The organism is Chamaesiphon sp. OTE_75_metabat_556 (genome assembly GCF_031378165.1).
In the GTDB taxonomy this organism is placed as follows: Bacteria; Cyanobacteriota; Cyanobacteriia; order Cyanobacteriales; family Chamaesiphonaceae; genus Chamaesiphon.
On the sequence record NZ_JANNDR010000339.1, the window covers coordinates 23369 to 45138 of the forward strand.

The window sequence follows — 21770 nt, forward strand, 5'->3', positions numbered from 1 at the left end:
GCTTGCGTTCTCTCCCCGCTCCCCGCTCCCCACTCCCAACTCCCTGTCTTGACTGAAACACATGCGGAGGGAACCTCCGCGTGATCTCAGTCGCAACTCCCAACTCCCAACTTATGGATCTCAGCCGAGCGATTGCCGCAGCAGATAACGGGATGTGGTCGAGTGTTATCGACTGTCTCCAAGACTTCCCACTCGATCGACTCAAAGATAACGATCGAGTTTTAGATTTAGCACTACAAGTATTGCTCCACGGCGATCTCGAACAGCAGTGGACGATCGCCAAAATCATCCCCAAACTAGGTGAGATTGCCCTCCAACCACTGATAGAACTGGTTAACAACCCTGACATCGATCTGGAAGATCGGTGGGCAGCAGGGCGAATTTTGGGCGGATTTAATCAACCACAATCGATCGCTGCCCTCGTCACCTTAATTCAACAAGATGAAGACCCAGAACTAACGGCGATCGCGACTGGTGCTCTAGCTCAAATTGGTACACCCGCGATCGCCGCTCTCACTGCACTCTTAGTTCCCACCGCAGCGGGTGGATCTTCCCAACTCGCCTTGGCGGTGGGGACTCTGGCGCGAATTCGTCATTCCCAGACGATCGAGCCATTATTACAATTAGTTGACAATCCCGATCCCCAGATCCGCACTCTAGTTATCGAAGCCTTGGGTAGTTTCCACGATCCGCGCGTTCTACCGCTGCTGATTTCCAAACTTACCGATGTCTCCGCTAGCGTACGCAAAGCGACGGTAGTTGCTCTATGTCTGCGCGGCGATCTCGCCACCGAACTAAATTTACTAGATCGGTTGCAGCCGTTATTATTCGACCTAAATCTCGAAGTCTGTCTAGCCGCAGCACGAGGGTTAGCTAGAGTGAACGATCCTGGTGTCGTTCCATTACTTGCAAAAGTCCTCGGCTCTTCACAAACACCCGATCGACTCAAATCTGCCGTCATCTTGGCTTTAGGCTGGATCGGCACCCAACCCGCGATCGATGTCCTAATTGCCGCACTAACTCAGACAGATCCATTTGCACCAGAACTGATGATCGCGATCGGCAAAACAGAGCGCGAACGCACATACGCCAGTCAACAGTTGGTGGCTTATTGGCGATCGTCCCACCTCGCCGCTACACCGTTGCCATCGATTGTCAAACAAGAGATTGCCACCGCCTTGGGGAACCTGGGGAATCTAGCTACCGTCCCAGATTTAGAGCAATTACTCACCGATCCAGACGATCGAGTCAGACTCCATGCTCACACTGCAATCGCCAAATTATCATCGACTATTTGACTTAAAGAGTTACTTATCAGCCAGTCTTGCCACCATGATGATCTCTGAATCGATCGTGAAGTTGCGATTGGCGATCGGTTGCATCGATTGCCACAGTCAAAACCTCAATGTTAAATTGTAAAAGCGATATCGATCTCTCGATCGTGTGGGTAAGCTAATTGCAATTGTATCGATATTACCACTCAACTTTTTAGAGTAAACTAAGTTCAATCATGTCCCGATTCTCAACTGCTCTAATATTTAGGACTGGACTCGCGATCGCTGCGCTGTTGGCGACACTCCCCACCAAGCTTTACGCCGAAACTTATCACCCAACCAGCCCAAATACCCAATCGCCAGCATTATTAGCACTAGAACCACCAGCGAAAGCGAGCAACTCTCCAGCAGCACCACGGCAGCCACAACGAGATCTGCGAGCGGTACCAACGGGAGAGTCAACTCTCGTAACACCAACGAAAGCAACCCCAGGGAATAATCCCCTCCCCACCGCAGCCCCAAACTCCACCACCAAGCCTGTGTCTGCTAATAACGAGCGACCGCCAGTCGAAAACGTGGTCAGTCTGATCCTCAAACTTAAAGAAAAGCGGGTCTATATATATCGAGGGGACAAGCTGCTCAATAAATACCCAGTTGCCATCGGCAAAAAAGGGCGAGAAACGCCGACAGGTGAATGGCAAGTGATGGAAAAAATCAAAAATCCAGCCTGGACGAGTTTTAAAACTGGTGAGGTGCTCTTACCGGGCAAAGAAAACCCACTTGGATCGCGGTGGATTGGCTTTTGGACTGATGGTAAGGACATGATTGGTTTTCATGGTACTTCCAATATCAAATCGATCGGTACAGCCGCTTCTAATGGCTGTGTGCGGATGTACAACCGGCATGTCAAAGCACTATATCCATTAGTGAAGGTCGGGACGACAGTTAAAGTTGTAGATGAGTAGTTTCATGATTACTTACTAAATTAAATCTAGAAAAAAGGAGTGGAAACTTAGTTTCCACTCCTTGAATTTTTATTCTACTTAAATGGAATTCAACTACTCAACCTATACCCTAGTACAGATGGATTCAATCTCGCAAAAGTTCCAGCGATCGACATTAGTTATTATTTATTAATATCCCTGTGCAAAGTGCGCCGATTCGATCGATCGGTATTAATAAATCGAATCGGCGCACAGCAAGTTTTAGCAGCTATAACCTGGTTGGATCGGCGTTGTGTCGATCCTCTCTACCGATCGATAGAGAAATTCATACACTGCGAATGTCGATATTTGTAAATTAAAATATCTATCCTACAGAGATTAGACTTACAGAGATTAGAAACTAAAACTGAGAAGATCTAGAAATTAAGTATCAAGATTGACAGCAATCGATCGCCACAGCTCGGTATCAGTGAGATAAGTTTAACAGTTCTGTCATTTGCTAGCTAATGGACATCAATCGCATCTTTAAGAGTGCTCGATTTTTGCAACCGAGCGATCTCGAACCAATCCGTTCGGTCGTGACTGCCACAGCCGATGCCACTGTGGTCGCTTGGTATGTGGGAGCGCACCAAAAAATTCCCGCACATCGCCATCCCTACGGCCAAGATACTTGGACGGTACTATCTGGTCGGGGCGAATATTATCTCGATCGAGCTGGCACAACTACCGCGATCGAAATGGGGGATGTGGTCATCGCCCCAGTTGGAGCCGTGCATGGTGTGATTAATGATAGTGATGAGCCATTAATTTTTATCTCGATCGTCTCCCCATCTGAAGCTGGCTATGAACTGGTAGATACAGGTTCATGTGTAGCGTATGGAGGGTAGAGGGTAGAGGGTAGGCGATCAATCTCGGAACAATCCTCCCACTTCCCACCTCCCACCTCCCACCCTGTGCTTCTGTAACAAAACTTATCTTTTTTCTAATATTCTCCCGCCAATCCTCTACGATCTTTTGCAGACCACTTTTTAGGGAGTTCGATCTCTACACACTTCTTCATAAACAAACTATCGGTAAGCGAAACGTTTTAATCTAAGAGCTGTCCTGGTTTTGCTAGCGACAATTTTTATCGGCGGGAAACCGAGATTAAACATCTCGACAGACCCGATTTATTCAAACTTCGATCGAGTTAACGATCGTGATGTAGACTCACACTCGACCTTCCAGTTGGCTAGTGGGCATGAGATGAGTGTTTGGCTGAAGATCGCCGCGATCGACAACCGATCCCCATCTGCTACAACCATCGGCAGAGCAGGTAATAAACCATCGCTCGGTACTCGATTAGGCTTAATGCAGTAAAAAAATATTCGGTTGGGAGATTTAGGATCTAATGAGTGTTAAGGCAAGTGGTGGCGGCTCTCTATCCCGTCCAAATTTATATCAAACACTACCAGTTGCGACCATTTCGCAAGCAGAGCAGCAAGATCGGTTTCCCGCAATCGGCGAACTGAGCGAGCTAAACAGCTACTTTCAGTCTGGAGCCAAACGGATCGACATCGCCAAAATTATCACTGATAATTCTGACTTGATTGTCTCCCGCGCGGCGAACCGGATTTTTGTCGGCGGATCGCCAATGGCCTTTTTGGAAAAGCCAGTGGTTTCCGAACCAAAAGTAGCGACGACTTTTGCGAGCGGTACCAAGCAAACTGAGTCTACACTGGGAACTGTAACTTTTGTCGAAGCCAAAGGCGGCTTCTTCTCTAATCTCACGTCTCTATTTACGGCCACTGGTGCGGGGGCGATTCCCCAAGGTTTTCAGCCGATTAATATCTCCTTGTATGGCCCTGCAAATATGCAGAAATCCTTACGGGATATGAGTTGGTTTCTCCGTTATGTGACTTATGCGATCGTCGCTGGCGACCCAAATATCATTACGGTGAATACGCGCGGCTTAAGAGAAATCATTCAAAATGCTTGCTCTGTTCCCGCGACGATCGTTGCCCTGCAAGAGATGCGGGCGGGTTCGATCGGCTATTTTAGCAAAGACAAAGAAGCTCAAGATATTATCAACCAGTATTTTGAAATCCTGATTAATGAGTTTAAAGCCTCGGCACCAGCCAACAAACTCCGGCAGCGTCCTTCCGACGACCAACAGGGGCTAGAATTGCCGCAGCTCTACGCTGCTGCTGCCGAACGTCGTGTCAAGTATGCGATGAAACCAGGTCTGGCGGGGGTTGAGAAAAACGATGTCATCAAAGCGGCCTACCGCCAGATCTTTGAAAGAGACATCACTCGCGCTTACAGCTTATCGGTTTCCGACTTGGAATCGAAAGTCAAAAATGGCGAAATCTCGATGAAGGAATTCGTCCGCCGCTTGGCCAAATCGCCCCTGTATCAGAAAAACTTCTTCCAACCCTACATCAATAGTCGGGCACTAGAACTCGCCTTCCGGCACATTCTCGGTCGCGGGCCGTCCTCCCGTGAAGAGGTCCAGAAGTACTTTAGCATCGTCTCCGCTAAGGGCTTAAATGGTCTGGTAGATGCTTTGGTAGATTCTTCCGAGTACTCTGACTACTTTGGCGAAGAAACAGTACCTTACATTCGCGGTTTGGGTCAAGAAGCCCAAGAATGTCGCAACTGGGGGCCACAACAAAACCTGTTCAATTACAGCGCACCGTTCCGCAAGATTCCGCAGTTCCTGACCACCTTTGCAGCTTACGAGCGACCATTAGCCGACCAACACGTCTACGGTTCGGGCAACGATCCGCTAGAAATTCAGTTTGGTGCGATCTTCCCCAAAGAAACTCGCAATCCTAGCAACTCGCCAGCACCATTCGGTAAAGATACGCGCCGGATTCTGATCGCTCAAGGGCCAGGGATCAATAATCAACTGAGCAATCCTGGCGCGCGGGGAGTTACCCCTGGTTCCTTGGGGGCAAAAACCTTCAAACTCGATCAATTACCTGGCTTTACCGGCATTGGTAAAAAATCCAAAACTAGCCAAGGTCGCAGCACCTCCTTCACCGAAAGTTCGACCCAAGCAGTAATTAAAGCAATTTATCTGCAAGTAATGGGTCGGGATGTCTATGAAGGACAACGCCTGAAGGTTGAGGAAATCAAGCTCGAAAATGGTGATATCTCTGTGCGGGAATTCGTCCGCGCGCTCGCCAAATCTGATAATTTCCGCAATACCTACTGGACGAAGTTCTACGTCTGTAAAGCGATCGAATTCATCCACCGCCGTCTGCTCGGTCGGCCGACCTACGGTCGTCAGGAGATGAATAAATACTTTGACATCGCCGCCAAAAAAGGTTTCTATGCGATCGTCGATGAGATGATCGACTCGGTAGAGTATAGCGAGAGTTTCAACGAAGACATGGTGCCTTACAACCGCTACCTCACCCCTGCGGGTGTCAGTGGCCGGAATCTGCGAGTCGGGAGTATCGCCGATACGGGTGTCGGGATCGTCACTCAGGCTCAATCCGAAGCTACACCTCGATTTGTCGAACTCGGTGCGACCAAAAACAATCGTTCTCAGCCCGATATCGAATTCCGCATCAACCAAGGCGTCAGCAAAAAACGCGAACAAACTAAGATCTTCAAGCTGACTCAAGCTGTCGATAAAACACAGCTCAAAACTGTGATTCGCGCTGCTTATCGTCAAGTGTTCGAGCGGGATATCGAACCCTATATCGTGGCTAATGAGTTTAGCGCGCTCGAAAGTAAGCTCGGTAACTCGGAGATCAACCTCAAAGAGTTCATCGAAGGACTCGGTTGTTCTGGGTTGTACCTCAAAGAGTTCTATACTCCCTACCCCAATACCAAGGTCATCGAACTTGCGACCAAACACTTCCTCGGACGTGCGCCCCTCGATCAAGCCGAAATTCGCAAATACAACCAAATCCTGGCCACTGCGGGGATTAAAGCCTGTATCGGTGCCATGGTCAATGGTGCGGAATACGTTCAAGTATTCGGTGAAGATGTCGTGCCTTACAACCGCTTCTTGACCTTGCCTGCTGCCAACTATCCCAACACTCAAACCCTCTACAACAAACTTACTAAGCAAGATAAGCAAGTTGTGGTACCGAGTTTTGATACGATCAAGCCTCGGATGGATATGGCCAAGCTGCCGATGACCGGCAAAGCGATCGCCGATAATGCGGCTGCTGCCCGTCAGAAGGAGTCTGAGCTAGTCTCTTTGGGTCGTTCCTCTAGTCTGACCATGACGGAGCCTAGCCTAGCGAACACGGCGCAAATTGCTCGCGATTGTGCCCGCATTTTTCGGATGAATGCTAGCACGAGCCAAACTGAAGCGACATTGGCGATCGAATCGCTATATATCCATGTGATGGATCTCAGTAATGGTGAAATTCCCGCACAGTTCCGGCGTGCAGATTTAGAGAGCCAAGTGCGCACCGGCCAAATCTCCATGCGGCAGTTTGTGGCGACCTTAGTGAGTTCGGATGCGTATATCGATCGCTTCTACACTCCTTACCCCAATACTAAGGCGATCGAATTTTTATTCCGTCACCTCTTGGGTCGCGCGCCACTCAATCAAGCAGAGATCTCCGATTATAATCGGGTCATCGCCGAGCGCGGTTTTGGTGCCGCAGTCAATCTGATGGTCGATAGCGTCGAATACTCCCGCTACTTCGGTGAAGATGTCGTACCTTATCACCGTTCGCCGTCTTTAGCTGCTGGTAACTAAAAGTTGACAATTGACAGTTTAAAGCTACATCCCAATTAGCTAAAATCCACTCGCTCGAACCCTAAATCTCGATCGAAAAATCCCAGATAGGTGAGAAATTTTTCTCACCTATTTTTTTACGCTTAACTCCCTGTCTGATCTCGCGCTCCTCGGCAAAGCCGCAACTCCCAACTCCCTGTCTTGACTGAAACACATGCGGAGGGAACCTCCGCGTGATTTCAGTCGCAACTCCCAACTCCCAACTCAAAATGTCCCAACTAGATCCCGCTCAAACCCCGATTATCGATGCCCTTCAGGAATGGGTTGATATCGCCCACGCGCCGTTTTACACCCCAGGACACAAGCGGGGACTGGGTATGAATCCGCTGCTAAAACATCCGTGGGGCGATCGAGTATTTGGTTGGGATCTGCCAGAGTTGCCAGGACTGGACAATCTCCACGCACCTAATGGCGCGATCGAGTCAGCACAACTACTGGCCGCCCAAACATTTGGCGCACAACAAACCTGGTTCTCGGTTAATGGTTCGACGGCTGGCGTCATCGCCGCAATCTTGGCGACTTGTGGCGACGGGGACAAGCTGATTTTGCCGCGTAATATCCATTCCTCAGCGATTGCTGGCATCATTCATGCTGGCGCGGTACCAGTATTTGTGAATCCCATCTACGATCGAGACTTGGATATCGCTCATAGCATCACGCCAGCGGCGGTTGAATTCGCCTTAGAGCAGCATCCCGATGCCAAGGCTGTGATGATGGTCTATCCGACTTATTACGGTGCCGGTGGCGATTTGGGTGCCATTGCGGAGATCGTGCATAGTTACGATCTCCCGCTGTTAGTCGATGAGGCTCATGGCGCGCATTTTGGCTTTCATCCCGATCTCCCGCCATCAGCATTGAGTCTCGGCGCAGATCTGAGCGTACAATCGACGCATAAGTTGTTGGGTGCGCTAACCCAATCGGCAATGGTACACGTTCGGGGCAATTGGATCGATCGAGATCTGCTCAGTCGCTGTTTGCGATCGATTCAAACTACCAGTCCGAGTTATTTACTCCTAGCCTCCCTCGATGCCGCCCGCCAACAAATGGCCTTGCAGGGCAAAGAATTGATGTCGCAGACGATCGAATTAGCCAAAATCGCCAGGGCGCGGATCGCGCAGATTGAGGGACTCTCTGTCGTCGAACTAGATCCCGCCACACCGGGCTGTAAATATTTCGATCCGACGCGATTGACAGTGACAGTCACGGGTTTAAATCTGACTGGTTTTGCTGCCGATGAGATTTTAACTGATCGACTGGGAGTCGTCGCCGAATTGCCCTCATTGTGCCATTTGACGTTTATCATCAGCTTGGGTAATACGCTGACAGATATCGATCGATTAGTGGCGGCATTTACCGAATTAGCGACAAATTATCGTCAAGATCTCGCGATCGAATTACCAATGATCGAGCCACCAGCGGAGATGTTAACAACAACAGCGATGACCCCGCGCCAAGCCGATCGATCGCCGCAGCTACGGGTGTCGATCGCGGCTGCGGTTGGTAAAATTAGTGCCGAATCGATCTGTCCCTATCCTCCAGGAATTCCGGTGGTGATGCCTGGGGAGATCGTGACTGCTGAAGCCCTAGACTACTTGCGACAGGTATTGGATTTAGGCGGTGAAATTGCTGGTTGTAGCGATCTGGGATTAGCAACGATCGCGATTGTCGATCATTAATTTAGCCTTGCTGTGAGTGAGTTCGCACGGTGCAGAATGGGAATTAATCGGCAGGTGTTATAAAGTAAGTTAGACAACCCCAGTACAACGACAACGGCGATCGCATCCATCAACCATGCAATTTATCTTAGGACTATGCTCGATCCTCTTCGCGGAAGTGGTGCGAGATCTGTATCATATCGCCGGACATTATTGGCAACCGATTAAGCAGTTTCATTTACTCCATCACAAAGCCTATCGAAAGGATTTTTCGATCGCCAATATGGAGGTTTATCAAAAAGCCCAGCTCTACAATGATGTCCCCGAAGCCCTCTGCATGGTGAGTTTGTCAGCGAGTATTGCTTGGTTGACTCAAAACCCCTGGATGTGGATGGGTTGTGTCTACTCTGTTGCCTTTTTGATTCCCGCCGCATTACGTTCGCAGGGAATGTTAATGTTTACCGATTTCAGTCATGAGCCAGGAGATCTAGTCGGGATTCCCGCTCAGTGGCGCGTAAATCGAACCTATCACTGGCGACATCATTTCGACGAAACAAATGCTTATTATGCCGGACACTTTACCTCGGTCGATCGAATTATCGGTACTAGTCTCTCGCTCAAAGGTAAAGTAGTCGCAGTTACTGGGGCTTCAGGTGCCTTGGGACGGGAATTAGTTAGGGAATTGTCTGGGCAAGGTGCGAAAGTTATCGCCATCACTACCAATCCCAGCCCGATTTTCGATCGAGATGTCCAAGTTTTGACTTGGCAATTGGGTGCTGAATCTGAGTTATTAGATCGTTTGCAATCGATCGATATTTTGATCGTCAATCATGGTGTAAATGTCTACGGAGATCGATCTGGTGCCGCAGTTAGCAAATCATTTGAAATCAATACTTTTTCGATAATCCGATTAACCGAATTATTTCTGAGTACGGTGACAGCTTCGAGCGATCGAGCGACCAAAGAACTCTGGATCAATACCTCTGAAGCCGAAGTAAATCCCGCCTTTAGCCCCTTGTATGAACTATCAAAACGGACACTAGGGGACTTAGTTACACTTCAGCGATTGGATGCACCCTGTATCATTCGCAAACTCGTCTTAGGCCCATTCAAAAGTCAGCTCAATCCTTATGGGGTAATGTCTGCACGATGGGTTGCTCGATCGATTATTTTTCTAGCCAAGCGAGATTTTCGGAATATTATCATCACAATTAATCCGCTGACTTATTTATTCTTTCCGATCAAAGAATCGTGTCAATCATTGTATTTTCGCTTATTTACCAAGCGCAATAAGATCGCTGCCGATTCATGACAGAAAAAAGGTAGTAGTAGGGGTAATGTCTTGTCGGTTTTTTTATTCGGAGGGAACCTCCGAATAAAACCGCCGCTTCATGAATTACCCCTACTACTACCTTTTTGACTTATATGTCAGCGATAACATGGATACCACCCCAACGTTTAGTCACTGACGAAAGCTAACTTAATTACCGATATTGCTAAAATAGCTATTATCCAGAATTAAATGCCGATGTCGATCGAGTGTCATCAAACCTTTGGCTTGAAACTGCGCCATCATCCGACTGACAGTAACGCGTGTCGTCCCGATCGCACTAGCGAGCTGTTGATGGGTAAACTTATAATTAATCCGTGTCTGAGCGTTGGGTAGCGATTCGCCCATCTCATCTCGGAGCAATGATAGTAGACCTTTTAACCGTTCCACCGTATGACGGCGACCGTTGATAATCAGTAGCATTTCCGCTTGACGCATCCGCTTGACTAATTGGGGTAGCAAAAGCTGCGACAAGCGCATCGAACCCTCAATTTCATCCAGTCGCAACCAGCGTAAATAGACGGGGGATAGTGCGATCGCCTGATAATCTACAGCTTCCGAGCCTTGAGTACCAAACCAGGCTCCAGTAGCCGCCCAGCCAAACAAGACTTGCTCGCCATCTTCATAATTTGCACTCAGTTGCACTAATCCTTGAGTGACTTGCCACACGCCCTCTGGAAATAAGGGGATTTCATCGCCTTTGGTGTGGAAATATAGCCGCTTGTTAAGTACGGAAGGTTGTTGCTGTTGTTGTGTTGAGTAATCAATGTCTGTACTTTGAACGATTGACAGCATAATTTTCGCTCCAAAATCTGCAATCAGATTACTCGGTCAAGGTAAAATCCAGGTAATGGATAGATTAAGACTAGTGGATAGTGGTTGGCGAATAGTGGATAGTAGATAGTGCAGAGCCTAAATTATCGATCGGCTACTCTCATTAACCCTCTTTGCCAGCAGTAACGACTACATTACTCATCGCTTATGCTATTAGCCGACAAATCGACAGAACTCAACTGGAAACCGATTATTGCACAACTAACCGCAGTTGTCGGTATTAAAGGCATCATTCAGCGGCGAGAAGAATTAATTACTTACGAGTGCGATGGTTTGACTAGCTATCGCGAACGTCCCGCCCTAGTGATTTTGCCCAAGACGACAGCGCAAGTAGCAGCGGCGGTCAAAATTTGCGACGAACATCATGTAGCTTGGATCGCGCGGGGTGCGGGGACGGGCTTGTCGGGTGGCGCATTACCTGTGGAAAATTGCGTGTTGATTGTCACGGCATTAATGAATCAGATCCTCAAAGTAGATTTGGAGAATCAACGCGTCGTCGTCCAACCTGGCGTCATCAATAACTGGGTGACTCAAGCTGTCAGTGGCGGCGGCTTCTATTATGCCCCAGATCCTTCCAGTCAGATTATCTGTTCGATCGGCGGTAATATTGCCGAAAATTCCGGCGGCGTCCACTGCCTCAAGTATGGAGTGACAACCAACCACGTCCTCGGCTTAAAATTAGTGATTCCCAGCGGTGAAATCATCGATGTCGGTGGCGAAATCGCCGAAATGCCAGGATACGATCTGACGGGTTTATTCGTCGGCTCCGAAGGCACCCTCGGCATCGCCACCGAAGTGACTCTCAAAATCCTCAAAACTCCCGAATCCATCTGCGTCCTGCTGGCTGATTTTGCCAGCGTTGAAGCGGCAGGTAGCGCAGTCTCCGGCATCATCGGTGCGGGGATCATCCCCGCTGGGATCGAGATGATGGACAACTTCAGTATCAACGCCGTCGAAGATGTCGTCGCTACCAAATGTTATCCCCGCGATGCCGCCGCCATTCTGCTCGTCGAAATCGACGGCTCGGCGGTAGAAGTCGCCACCAATCAAGCCCGAATCGCTGAAATTTGCCGCGAGAACGGGGCGCGCGACATTACGATCGCCACAGAGCCAGAAGAGCGGTTGCGGCTGTGGAAGGGGCGCAAAGCCGCCTTTGCCGCAATGGGGAAAATCAGTCCCGATTATTACGTCCAAGATGGGGTGATTCCCCGCACGCAACTATCCTACGTGCTCCAAGAAATCGCCAAACTGGGTGAAAAGTATGGATATTTTGTTGCCAATGTCTTCCATGCTGGCGATGGCAATTTACACCCCTTAATTTTGTACGATAACTCCGTTAAAGGTGCACTAGAACAAGTCGAAGCCTTAGGCGGTGAAATCCTCAAACTCTGCGTCAAAGTCGGCGGCAGTATCTCTGGCGAACATGGCATCGGTGCGGACAAACGTTGCTATATGTCGGAGATGTTTACCGAGACAGATCTAGAAACGATGCAATGGGTACGCACGGTATTCAATCCCAAAGAATTAGCCAATCCAGGTAAAATCATCCCGACTCCTCGCACCTGTGGCGAGTCAGCTAATTCTGGGCATAAGTTTCCCGCGATCGAGCAATATTAAATTAATTGAGAATTGAGTAAAAATCTTGTAGGTTGGATCGAGCAACTAGACAAAGACGTGCGCATCCGCAACCCAATCTACAGATCTCACTCAAGGCAAGTCTGCTCACAAGCTTACTTTGATCGAAATAAAAATGATTGCACCAACGGGTAACATCTTTAATTTACCGCCTAACTTATCTTCCGCAGAGATATTCGAGCCACTCATCCACAATGACTCGGTATCGATCGAACGGATTATTTCTACAGGTCAATTCACCCCAGTAGATCGATGGTACGATGGAGCGCAAGACGAGTGGGTAATACTATTGCAAGGTGAATCCGAACTCACCTATGTAGATGGTTCGCGCTGTCAACTCAAAGCCGGAGACTATGTTTTGATCCCCGCTCACCATCAGCATCGAGTGACTTATACCAGTTCAGATCCTCCTTGTATTTGGCTCGCTATTCACGGAAAATTTGAGATTTGAACGATCGCATAAAGTGACGATCGCTGGCGATTTTCACTTTAAAACTCGTGTTTTTAAGGCGTATGAAAAAAACATCTTGTAGTTTGGGTCGAGGCACGAAGCTCAAACTACAGATTTTTCAAATAAATAAGCCAGGAGAAACATTGAAAAATTCACCTAATGCCTTGGCTTGCGCTTTACTTATTGCTCTTTTACCATTCACCACTTCCGACATAACTCCCCGCGAACCAATCAATCCGACGAGATCGGCTTGACGAGTATTGTTAGATTCCATCAAATGCTGTAAAAGTTCATGTGGAGTCACATGCTCCATCGGATAATGCTCGGCTTCATAATCTTCAATTAACACAACAATTAGCTTTGAAAGCTTGATTTCTGCTGCTGTTTTATCCTGTTTAAATGTCAACCGTTCGGCGATCGCTAGTGCCTGATCGTATTCTGCCTCAGAATCGATCGCTTGAGGCACAAATTCAGCTAACAACTGTGGATAGTTATCTCTGTCTAATATAAGAGTCATTCATTATTAAAAATAAGGATTGTTTTTCCAATCATCTTTGTCATATTCAGCTAGATCCACACGAAGTTTTGAGATACAAATTAAATGCATGATTTATCTGATACTTTCTTGGATTTATTTTTTGTTTTTCCACAGTACTTACTTCCATATGATCTCAAGACATTCTCTACGGGTTATTTTTTGTCGATCGACCTATAGCTCCAATAATTAGAACTATTTCACAAGCTGGTAGACCCGCTCCACCCATTAAATCGGTGCTTGTGAGAAGTTGATGCGATCTTCAATACATCTATGATTTCAAAACGAGAGCATTGTGTCAAGACCTTCGTGTTTAGATTGACTTAGATCTTGCGAGTGCTAAGTTTTGCCTTGATTCCGATCTGATGCTAGTGAAGATTGATCGACATAATTATCGATCGCTTATATAATGCTATTTATCTCCCGAACTGATTAATTTTGAGATGACAGCTAACAGCAAAGCAACATTAACGCAGATTGTTATTTATCCAGTCAAATCTTTGGATGGGATGGTAGTCGATCGATCTCAGATCTCCGCAGGTGGAGCGTTAGCATTCGATCGGCGGTGGGCGATCGTGGATGCTGTGGGTAAAGTTGTCAATGCAAAACGTACAGCCAAAATTCAGCAGTTACGATCGCGATTTGACTTGATTAATACGGGTTCGGAATCAGATTGTCGATCGATAATTCAGCTCCAAACAGTGGATGATGTGAGTACTTATACATTCTGCCTTATCACCGAATTAACCGAATTATCGCGATGGTTGAGTCAGTTCTTTGGCTTTGCTGTCAGCATCATCGAAAATCCAACTACAGGGTTTCCAGATGACTTAAATGCTTACAGCCCGACGATCGTCAGTACGGCTACCTTGGAGGCGATTTGTGAATGGTTTACAGACTTAGATTTGGCCGAAGTTCGCCGGCGATTTAGAACTAATTTGGAGCTAAGTGGGGTGCCAGCTTTCTGGGAAGATCGACTATTTGGCGCACCAGACGAAGTAGTTGATTTCCAACTGGGAAATGTCCAATTTTATGGCATCAATCCTTGTCAACGTTGTATCGTTCCCACTCGTAATTCGCTTAGTGGTGCAGTCACTCCCAAATTTCAACAGATATTTACGCAGCAGCGTCAACAGACACTGCCACCGGAAATTAATATCGCCAGATTCAATCATTTTTATCGACTGGCTGTCAATACTCAGATTCCACTTGTTGAGGCTGGTAAGTTTTTAAATACTGGCGATCGATTGATGCTCTCATCTGTAGACGATCGCTAAATTCTTCAATTGGATTAGATCGAACATCCTCCAATAAAAATACCACCAACTTTATTGAGTCATGATTAGAGCCAATAAAGTTGGTGGTAACCGCTTTGTTTAAGAAAACCTAACCTTTAAAAAAAGACCGATCTTCATCAAACCAGATCGACTAAGGTTTTTTAGGAGCATCAGTAGCGGGTTTAGTTTCAGTTTTGACTTCAGTTTTTGTAGTTGTGCTCTTGATTGCATCAGTAGCGCCTTTAGCACCGTCTTTCATTGCATCACCAGCACCTTTAGCACCGTCTTTCATTGCATCGGTAGCGCCTTTAGCACCGTCTTTCATTGCATCACCAGCGCCTTTAACAGCATCAGCGGGCTTGGTTTCAGTAGCTGCGGGAGTAGTGGTATCAGTCTTAGTAGCGTCGGGAGCAGCAGCTTCTTTGTTACATGCAGTCAAACCAGCAGACAAAGATAGGCTGGCGATTACCAGTAAAGTTTTCCAGTTCATTAAAATTTCCTCACACTTAGATTTTTTTGGAACCGGCTTGCGGTTACAAATATTATCATAGCACTGACAGTGGCAAAATTCAGGGGCACAGGACACAGGAAACCGTATTGTTTTGGGAGTTGGAGATAGTGGAAACCGAACAATCACTGGCTACCGAGATCTATCTATGTGCCCAGAAAACGTTGCTGAGACTTGCTTCTGTGAGAATAGATCGAATAAACGTCAATTGGATGTTTGGTTTCGATTGAGTCGTGTCCGAGCTGTTGCCCGATCGATCGGTGCCGGTTTGGGACTTAAGAGTAGTTAACAGCATAAATTTGCGACTCAATCCACACGGTCAACGCTACGGCTCTATGATGGAATGGTGAGCGAGAGTATAACTTCGACACATTTACATCCCCAACTCCCAACACCAGTGAAATCACCACTTTCCGATCTGACCTTAGTCGATATCTTGGAACGGATGATCGAGTTAAGCCAGACCGCCGCAATCATCTTAAAGTCTTATTATCGAGGCAGTCGTGAACAGCTAGAAGTACTGGATAAAGCCGAAGGCCCGGTGACTGTCGCCGATAAAGCCGTCGATCGACATCTATTAGAGGGCATTCAAGCCATGTGTGGCGATAGTTGTGGCTATTTGACCGAAGAGAGTTATCAAGCTGACGATCTGGAACTGCCACAAGAGTGGGTGTGGATTATCGATCCGTTAGACGGGACGCGAGACTTTATCGACAAAACTGGCGAATATGCCATCCATATCGCGCTAACGTATCAACATCGCCCAGTCCTGGCAGTTGTCGCCATCCCCGAATCCGATCGATTGTATGCGGCAATTGCTGGCGGTGGTACTTACCTAGTTACGCCCGATGGCATCCGTAAACCCGTGCGGGTAGCGGATGGAAAAAATTTGAATGAATTAGTTGTGGTTGCCAGTCGCAATCATCGCAGCAAAAAATTAATCGAGCTATTAGCACGGCTGCCTTGTCAGCAACAGCTCAAAGTCGGTAGTATCGGCTGTAAGATTGCGGCGATCGTCGAACACCGTGCGGATATGTATGTATCGCTCTCAGGTACCTCCGCGCCCAAGGATTGGGATCTGGCGGCACCTGAACTGATTTTGACCGAAGCAGGGGGCAAGTTTACTTACCAAGATGGGAGTGCTCTCAAGTACAATCGCGGCGATGTCAGTCAGTGGGGTTGTCTAGTTGCGAGTACTGGGAAATGGCATCAGCAACTTTTGGATGCGTGTGTTTAGGCTTGAGGTTTGAGGCTTGAGGTTTGAGGTTTGATGACTTGTGATGATATTTATAGATTTAAAGATTGGGTAGTACTTACCCCCGACGCCTAGTTATGCGGATCGAACAGTTACAGGCATTTTTAGCAATTACGGAAACTGGGAGTTTTCAACAAGCGGCGCGCCGTTGTGATTGTACTCAGTCCACGATCAGCCGCCAAATCCAATCGCTGGAAGAAGATCTGGGGATTGCCTTATTCCATCGCCATCATCAGGCTAAACTCACCGTTGGGGGCGAACGGCTCTTGCCCCACGCATTGAAAATTTGTCAAGAATGGCAGCTCGCACATCAGTCGATCGAAACTCTCCTCGTCGGCAAACAACCAGAACTCAGCGTCGCCGCCATTCACTCCGTGTGCGCTCACATGCTGCCAGCGATTTTGCAACTGTTTTGCGATCGTTATCCCCATGTCCAACTGCGCGTCACCGCCTTGGGGAGCGATCGCGCTCTCAAAGTCCTCAACGATGGATTGGTTGATGTGGCGATCGTCATGGATAATCGGATGATTACCGCCAGTTCCGAGCTGGTCGTCCAAAATCTTTATCAAGAGCCGATCGAGATTTTGATGTCTGCCACTCATCCCCTAGCAGCCTACGCCCCCGTACCCTGGACAGAACTAGTCAAATATCCCCAAGTAGTCTTCAAAGATGGCTATGGAATGCAGCGGCTGGTGCAAGAACAATTTAGCAAGCTGGGAAGCACGCTCCAGGCAGTGTTAGAATTAAACACGCTAGATGCTTTTCGGGGTGTCGTCAGACAAGGAAAACTAATTGCACTATTGCCAAAATCGGCACTAATCGACATTCACAACGATCCCACCTTGGCCGCTCGATCGATCGAACCCATCCCCCACAGCGGCATCAATCTCTCCCGTCAAGTCGTCCTCGTCACCAGCAGCGACAGACTTCAGATTCCCCCGATTAAATTTTTTTGCGATTTAGTTAGCGAGCAATTAACAGGGGATAGGCTTTAGGCTTTAGGCTTTAGGCTTTAGGCTTTAGGCTTTAGGCTTTAGGCTTTAGGGGAGAAGGGAGTAGATAGTGGATAGTGGATAGTGGATAGTGGATAGTGGATAGATTTGGAACGATCTCCCAGTCTCCCAGTCTCCTCGTCCCCCTGCTCCCTGCTCCCCGCTCCCCGCTCTCTGCTCCCCGCTTAAAAATCCAACCCATACCCCCTACCCTCTAGAATGAGCGATCGATTTCGGAAATTCGTCCAAATAATTGGCAGTGGACCCCACACCGGAAAAAATTTAACTCGAGAGGAAGCGGCCACGGCAATGGAGATGATGCTGATGCAAACAGCAACTCCCGCTCAAATTGGGGCATTTTTGATCGCGCATCGGATCAAACGACCGACTGGGGCAGAGCTAGCGGGAATGTTGGATACTTATGCCAAAATTGGCCCTCAATTGCAACCTGTCGCCAGTCACGCCAGATCGCCTGTCATTTTTGGCATCCCGTATGATGGTCGATCGCGGACGATGCCGCTTGCGCCTTTAGTATCGTTAATTATGACTGCTGCGGGAATTCCCGTAATTTTACATGGTGGGGATTGGATGCCGACCAAATATGGTACGCCGCTAATCGAGATCTGGCAGGAATGGGGGATCGATTGGACGCAGTTGTCACTCGATCGCATCCAACAGACTTTTGCGACGACGGGTTTGGGTTTTATCTACGCGCCGACTCATTTTCCGACAGCCGCAGGGCTGACGCCTTATCGAGATCAAATCGGCAAACGTCCGCCGATCGCGACCCTAGAATTATTATGGTGTCCTTATGCTGGTGATGCGCATCTGATCTTTGGGTACGTCCACCCGCCGACCGAACAAATGGCACTAATTGCCGCCCAGTTGCGCGAGACGCCGCACAAAATTACGACAGTTAAAGGTTTAGAAGGCAGTACCGATCTGCCCCGCGATCGCGCCGTGATCGTGGGCGTACATCAGCAAGGGCAAGAATTAGCACGGATTTTCCTCCATCATTACGACCATGGATTGAGTAATATCAATCCAACCCTACTCGCTAACCCCGAAATGATGGCTGAATTTGCCCTGGTGCTGGCGGGCAAACCTTCTGAAGTCCTGAATTCAGTCCTTTGGAATGCGGGTTTTTATCTGTGGCATTGTGGAGCGGCTCATGACATGGCTGCGGGGATGAAATTGGCACAGGAGCTACTAACTAGTGGTGCGGCGATCGCCCAATTAGAGCGGATTCGGCAGTCTCTGTGAGAGGATGTTTGGAAAGTATAAGGGTATCACTCGCAAACCCCAGAAGATCCCCCCTAGCCCCCCTTGAAAAAGGGGGGAACCGGACTCTTAGTCCCCCTTTTGAAGGGGGATTTAGGGGGATCTCCGTATTTCCAAACATCCTTTAAGGTCGCTATCACGATCGCGATCGCTTTTTTATCCCGATTTGCCCATTTCCCAGCAGAATAAGAGTAGAGCATATTGCTAGCTCTAGAATAGAAAGCGGTGGGATCTCGTGAATATCAAAACAAGTCTAACTGGGATTGAATATACGGCAATTGGGTTGTCAGCACTGGGAACTGTAGCCGCAGTGATTACTCAGCAAATAGCTTATGTCGCTGCGCCACTCACACTTTCACTATCATTGAGCTTAATCGATCGCCAAAAAGCATTGAGTAAAGTGACAAAACGCCTTGCTAATTTAGAGCAGCAGTTTACCAGTGAGATCGAGTCAGTAGTCAAGCAGTCTCAAGCTATTCAATCTGAACTTCATGCTTTTCCGCCGACAGTCAGTAAGAGTGATTTCGAGAAATTAGCACAACACCTCAGTACAGATCGCCAAGAATTAAAACGGTTGAGCATAGCCTTGCACAAACTAGAGCAAAGAGGTCAAGATCTCATGCCCTTCTTAACCGAGATTGACTTAACTAAGGATTCACTCAAGCAACTCAGTTTGAACTTTTCCAATTTTGAGCAACAATTTGCTCGTCGTCAAGGTACTAATGGTATCGATCGAGCTACTGACGAAATCAGAAGTAATCGCCAGTATCCTAGCCAGATCGATCGATCTCCGCGCTTAGAAGATCTCAGCATGGATCTTTTGGAGCCAAGTGATTCGATCTATTTATCGATCGAGCAGATTAAGTCAAAAATTCAGTTATTGGAAGAAAGTTCTAAAGTAGCCGAGGATTCAATTAAACAAGTTGGCTGGAGATTTTTAGAGTTAGAGCAATCTTTTTCAGACCGCCAAGAGCCGATCTCGATTGCCGAGATTAGAACTAGTATCGAACTTGTTTCAACAGATTTGTCCACTACGAAGACTGACTATATCCTGAAGCAGATCGAGTTAAGTTTAGATAAAGATCTGCTTCAGGAATTTATGGATCGAACTAATCTCAAAATTCAATCTTTAGGAGATGGGGCGATCGCCACCGATCTGCTCGATCGAGTCAACGATCTAGATGCTAGCCTCGGTGATTTGCACGATTACAATCTGAATCTAACTAATCGCATTGATAATTATCCGCAGCATGAGATCGTCGAAATTATTAACACTGCAATCTCAGCGCAAAATATTGGCACTCTAGTTCAGCAAGAGGTCGAGGATCGGTTTGAGATCATCAAACAAATATTGCCAAAAAACTATGGGTACGATTTAATTTGTGGTAGAAAGGAGAGCCGTACGGTATTTTTACAAGCTTTACAATATTCACAACAGCGGCTAATTCTAGTTTGTCCTTGGCTGACAGAATTTGCTGTCAATTTAGACGTCCAAGATCTGATTAAAGCTGCTCTAGGTAGGGGCGTAGCGATCGAGATCGGTTGGGGTCATTTAAATGATGCCAATAACAATCGATCGCAATTATCAAAAGAAAGACTATTAGCATCGAGTGACTGGGCTTATAGTGCCATTCCTTGGCTATATGAACTTCAGGTTGAATATCCCGATCTTTTGAAGCTGAAAATTTTAGGTACTCACGAAAAATTCTTGGTTTGCGATCGCCAGTTTGCGATGTTGGGCAGTCACAATTATCTGACTTCTAGTACTAGCTCTAGCGAACGTGAAGTCGGACTCAGAACTGATAGTCCCGAACTCATCGACAAACTCATCGAAATATTCGATCACGCTGAAGCTTAAAATTCGATCGCCACAGGCAGACTAGAGGTTAACATCGCAGTCTACAATGGGGAGTTGCATCTCCCAAACTGCTTTGTATATGCTCAATCCCTCACCACGTCCGTCGATTCCTACTGCTACTTGGCAACGTCAGTTTCATCAAGACTGGGAAAAACCCTACACAGTTCGCTACGAGAGCAATCTCGATGATGGCCCTTTTCATGGGATGCCATTGGGGGGATTTGGAGCGGGATGTATCGGCAGATCGCATCGGGGTGAGTTCAATCTGTGGCACATCGACGGCGGCGAACACGTTTTTAAAAACCTCTCGGCTTGTCAATTTAGTGTCTTCGAGCAGTCAGAGAATGGCGAGTCTCAGGCTTATGCCATGTCTACGCAAGTACCTGAAGATGGCAGCTTGAATCGCTGGCAATGGTATCCGAAAACAACCTTGACAGGGCAAACTACAGGTACTTATCAAGCTTTATATCCGCGCAGTTGGTACGGTTATGAAAACGTCTTCCAGGCGCAATTAACTTGCGAACAGTTTTCGCCGATTTGGGCGGATAATTATCAGGAGACTTCATATCCGATCGCTGTATTTGAATGGACGGCTCACAATCCTACCGACAAACCGATTACTCTGAGCATCATGCTCACCTGGGAAAATACCGTCGGTTGGTTTGCCAATAGTAGTCCGTCTAGTCAGGTAGAAATTCGCGATGATGGTAGTCCGGTATATGACTATCAACCGTGCATTGGTGAAAGTGAAGGGAATTACAATCAGTGGATTATCGATAATTATCGCGTTGGTTGTTTATTAGATAAAGCCCATAAATCGGATACGCCCAGTGAAGGTGAAGGACAATGGTCGATCGCGAGTATTGCCAATCCCAGTCTGGAAGTATTTTATCATTCGCGCTGGAACCCGATCGGGACTGGTGGCGAAATTTGGGATAGTTTTGCTGCTGATGGTTCGCTATCAGATATCGATGATGAAAGTGTCGCAAAAGCAGGGGAAAGAATTGCCGCTGCGATCACAATTCGATTTACTGTTAAACCCGGACAAACGAAAAAGATTCCGTTTATTCTCGCTTGGGATTTCCCCGTTACCGAATTTGGCAAAGACGTAAATTATTATCGTCGCTATACCGATTTCTTCGGTCGATCGGGTGAAAATAGTTGGGCGATGGTGCGGACTGCGCTCAAACATTC

At 47.6% G+C, this 21770-nt stretch carries 17 protein-coding genes; 14 read left to right on the forward strand and 3 right to left on the reverse strand.

Annotation, left to right across the window (positions count from 1 at the left end; translation table 11 throughout):
* The first annotated feature begins 113 nt into the window (after positions 1-113).
* The 6 genes from RMO27_RS13610 (at position 114) to RMO27_RS13635 (ending at position 9932) form a co-directional block, all read left to right on the forward strand.
* Entirely contained in the window at positions 114-1298 is a 1185-nt protein-coding gene (locus RMO27_RS13610) for a HEAT repeat domain-containing protein (protein WP_309733355.1), read from the forward strand.
* 212 nt (positions 1299-1510) lie between these two features.
* Positions 1511-2239: a L,D-transpeptidase family protein gene (locus tag RMO27_RS13615; protein WP_309733357.1), complete on the forward strand. Its 729-nt coding sequence runs from the start codon at positions 1511-1513 to the stop codon at positions 2237-2239.
* A gap of 485 nt (positions 2240-2724) precedes the next feature.
* The gene (locus RMO27_RS13620; protein WP_309733360.1) at positions 2725-3105 is read left to right on the forward strand and encodes a cupin domain-containing protein; all 381 of its coding nucleotides are present in this window, start codon (positions 2725-2727) and stop codon (positions 3103-3105) included.
* A 503-nt stretch (positions 3106-3608) separates the two neighbouring features.
* Positions 3609-6926 carry a phycobilisome rod-core linker polypeptide gene (locus RMO27_RS13625; RefSeq protein WP_309733362.1) on the forward strand — a complete coding sequence of 1106 codons (3318 nt, stop codon included), beginning with the start codon at positions 3609-3611 and terminating at the stop codon, positions 6924-6926.
* Between the two features lie 248 nt (positions 6927-7174).
* The gene (locus RMO27_RS13630; RefSeq protein ID WP_309733364.1) at positions 7175-8641 is read left to right on the forward strand and encodes an aminotransferase class I/II-fold pyridoxal phosphate-dependent enzyme; all 1467 of its coding nucleotides are present in this window, start codon (positions 7175-7177) and stop codon (positions 8639-8641) included.
* 115 nt (positions 8642-8756) lie between these two features.
* Positions 8757-9932, forward strand: coding sequence for a bifunctional sterol desaturase/short chain dehydrogenase (locus RMO27_RS13635; RefSeq protein ID WP_309733365.1), 1176 nt, complete (start codon positions 8757-8759; stop codon positions 9930-9932).
* Between the two features lie 168 nt (positions 9933-10100).
* Here RMO27_RS13635 and RMO27_RS13640 read toward each other — a convergent pair whose 3' ends face one another.
* A complete protein-coding gene (locus RMO27_RS13640) occupies positions 10101-10745 on the reverse strand; it encodes a Crp/Fnr family transcriptional regulator (RefSeq protein ID WP_309733366.1) in 645 nt (214 codons plus the stop codon).
* Positions 10746-10931: 186 nt separating this feature from the next.
* Here RMO27_RS13640 and glcD point away from each other — a divergent pair, with 186 nt between their 5' ends.
* Positions 10932-12401, forward strand: a complete 1470-nt coding sequence (gene glcD, locus RMO27_RS13645; protein WP_309733369.1) for a glycolate oxidase subunit GlcD — start codon at positions 10932-10934, stop codon at positions 12399-12401.
* A 133-nt stretch (positions 12402-12534) separates the two neighbouring features.
* On the forward strand, positions 12535-12870 hold the full coding sequence (locus tag RMO27_RS13650) for a cupin domain-containing protein (protein WP_309733371.1): 336 nt from the start codon (positions 12535-12537) through the stop codon (positions 12868-12870).
* Positions 12871-12988: 118 nt separating this feature from the next.
* On the opposite strand, the gene RMO27_RS13655 is transcribed toward RMO27_RS13650, so the two are convergent.
* Positions 12989-13387 (reverse strand): transcriptional regulator, encoded by a 399-nt coding sequence (locus RMO27_RS13655; protein WP_309733373.1) that lies wholly within the window; start codon positions 13385-13387, stop codon positions 12989-12991.
* A 461-nt stretch (positions 13388-13848) separates the two neighbouring features.
* Here RMO27_RS13655 and RMO27_RS13660 point away from each other — a divergent pair, with 461 nt between their 5' ends.
* Positions 13849-14682, forward strand: coding sequence for an MOSC N-terminal beta barrel domain-containing protein (locus RMO27_RS13660; protein WP_309733375.1), 834 nt, complete (start codon positions 13849-13851; stop codon positions 14680-14682).
* 151 nt (positions 14683-14833) lie between these two features.
* Here RMO27_RS13660 and RMO27_RS13665 read toward each other — a convergent pair whose 3' ends face one another.
* Complete coding sequence (locus tag RMO27_RS13665) at positions 14834-15172, reverse strand: pentapeptide MXKDX repeat protein (RefSeq protein ID WP_309733377.1); 339 nt, start codon at positions 15170-15172, stop codon at positions 14834-14836.
* A gap of 463 nt (positions 15173-15635) precedes the next feature.
* Between RMO27_RS13665 and RMO27_RS13670 the strand changes: the two genes are divergently transcribed.
* The 5 genes from RMO27_RS13670 to RMO27_RS13690 all read left to right on the forward strand — a co-directional run.
* On the forward strand, positions 15636-16427 hold the full coding sequence (locus RMO27_RS13670) for a 3'(2'),5'-bisphosphate nucleotidase CysQ (RefSeq protein ID WP_396133712.1): 792 nt from the start codon (positions 15636-15638) through the stop codon (positions 16425-16427).
* A gap of 95 nt (positions 16428-16522) precedes the next feature.
* Positions 16523-17440: a LysR family transcriptional regulator gene (locus RMO27_RS13675; RefSeq protein WP_309733382.1), complete on the forward strand. Its 918-nt coding sequence runs from the start codon at positions 16523-16525 to the stop codon at positions 17438-17440.
* Between the two features lie 216 nt (positions 17441-17656).
* Positions 17657-18700, forward strand: coding sequence for an anthranilate phosphoribosyltransferase family protein (locus tag RMO27_RS13680; protein WP_309733385.1), 1044 nt, complete (start codon positions 17657-17659; stop codon positions 18698-18700).
* Positions 18701-18953: 253 nt separating this feature from the next.
* Positions 18954-20576: a phospholipase D-like domain-containing protein gene (locus RMO27_RS13685; RefSeq protein ID WP_309733387.1), complete on the forward strand. Its 1623-nt coding sequence runs from the start codon at positions 18954-18956 to the stop codon at positions 20574-20576.
* A 79-nt stretch (positions 20577-20655) separates the two neighbouring features.
* The coding region (locus RMO27_RS13690; protein WP_309733388.1) for a GH116 family glycosyl-hydrolase at positions 20656-21770 on the forward strand (1115 nt) is incomplete at its 3' end.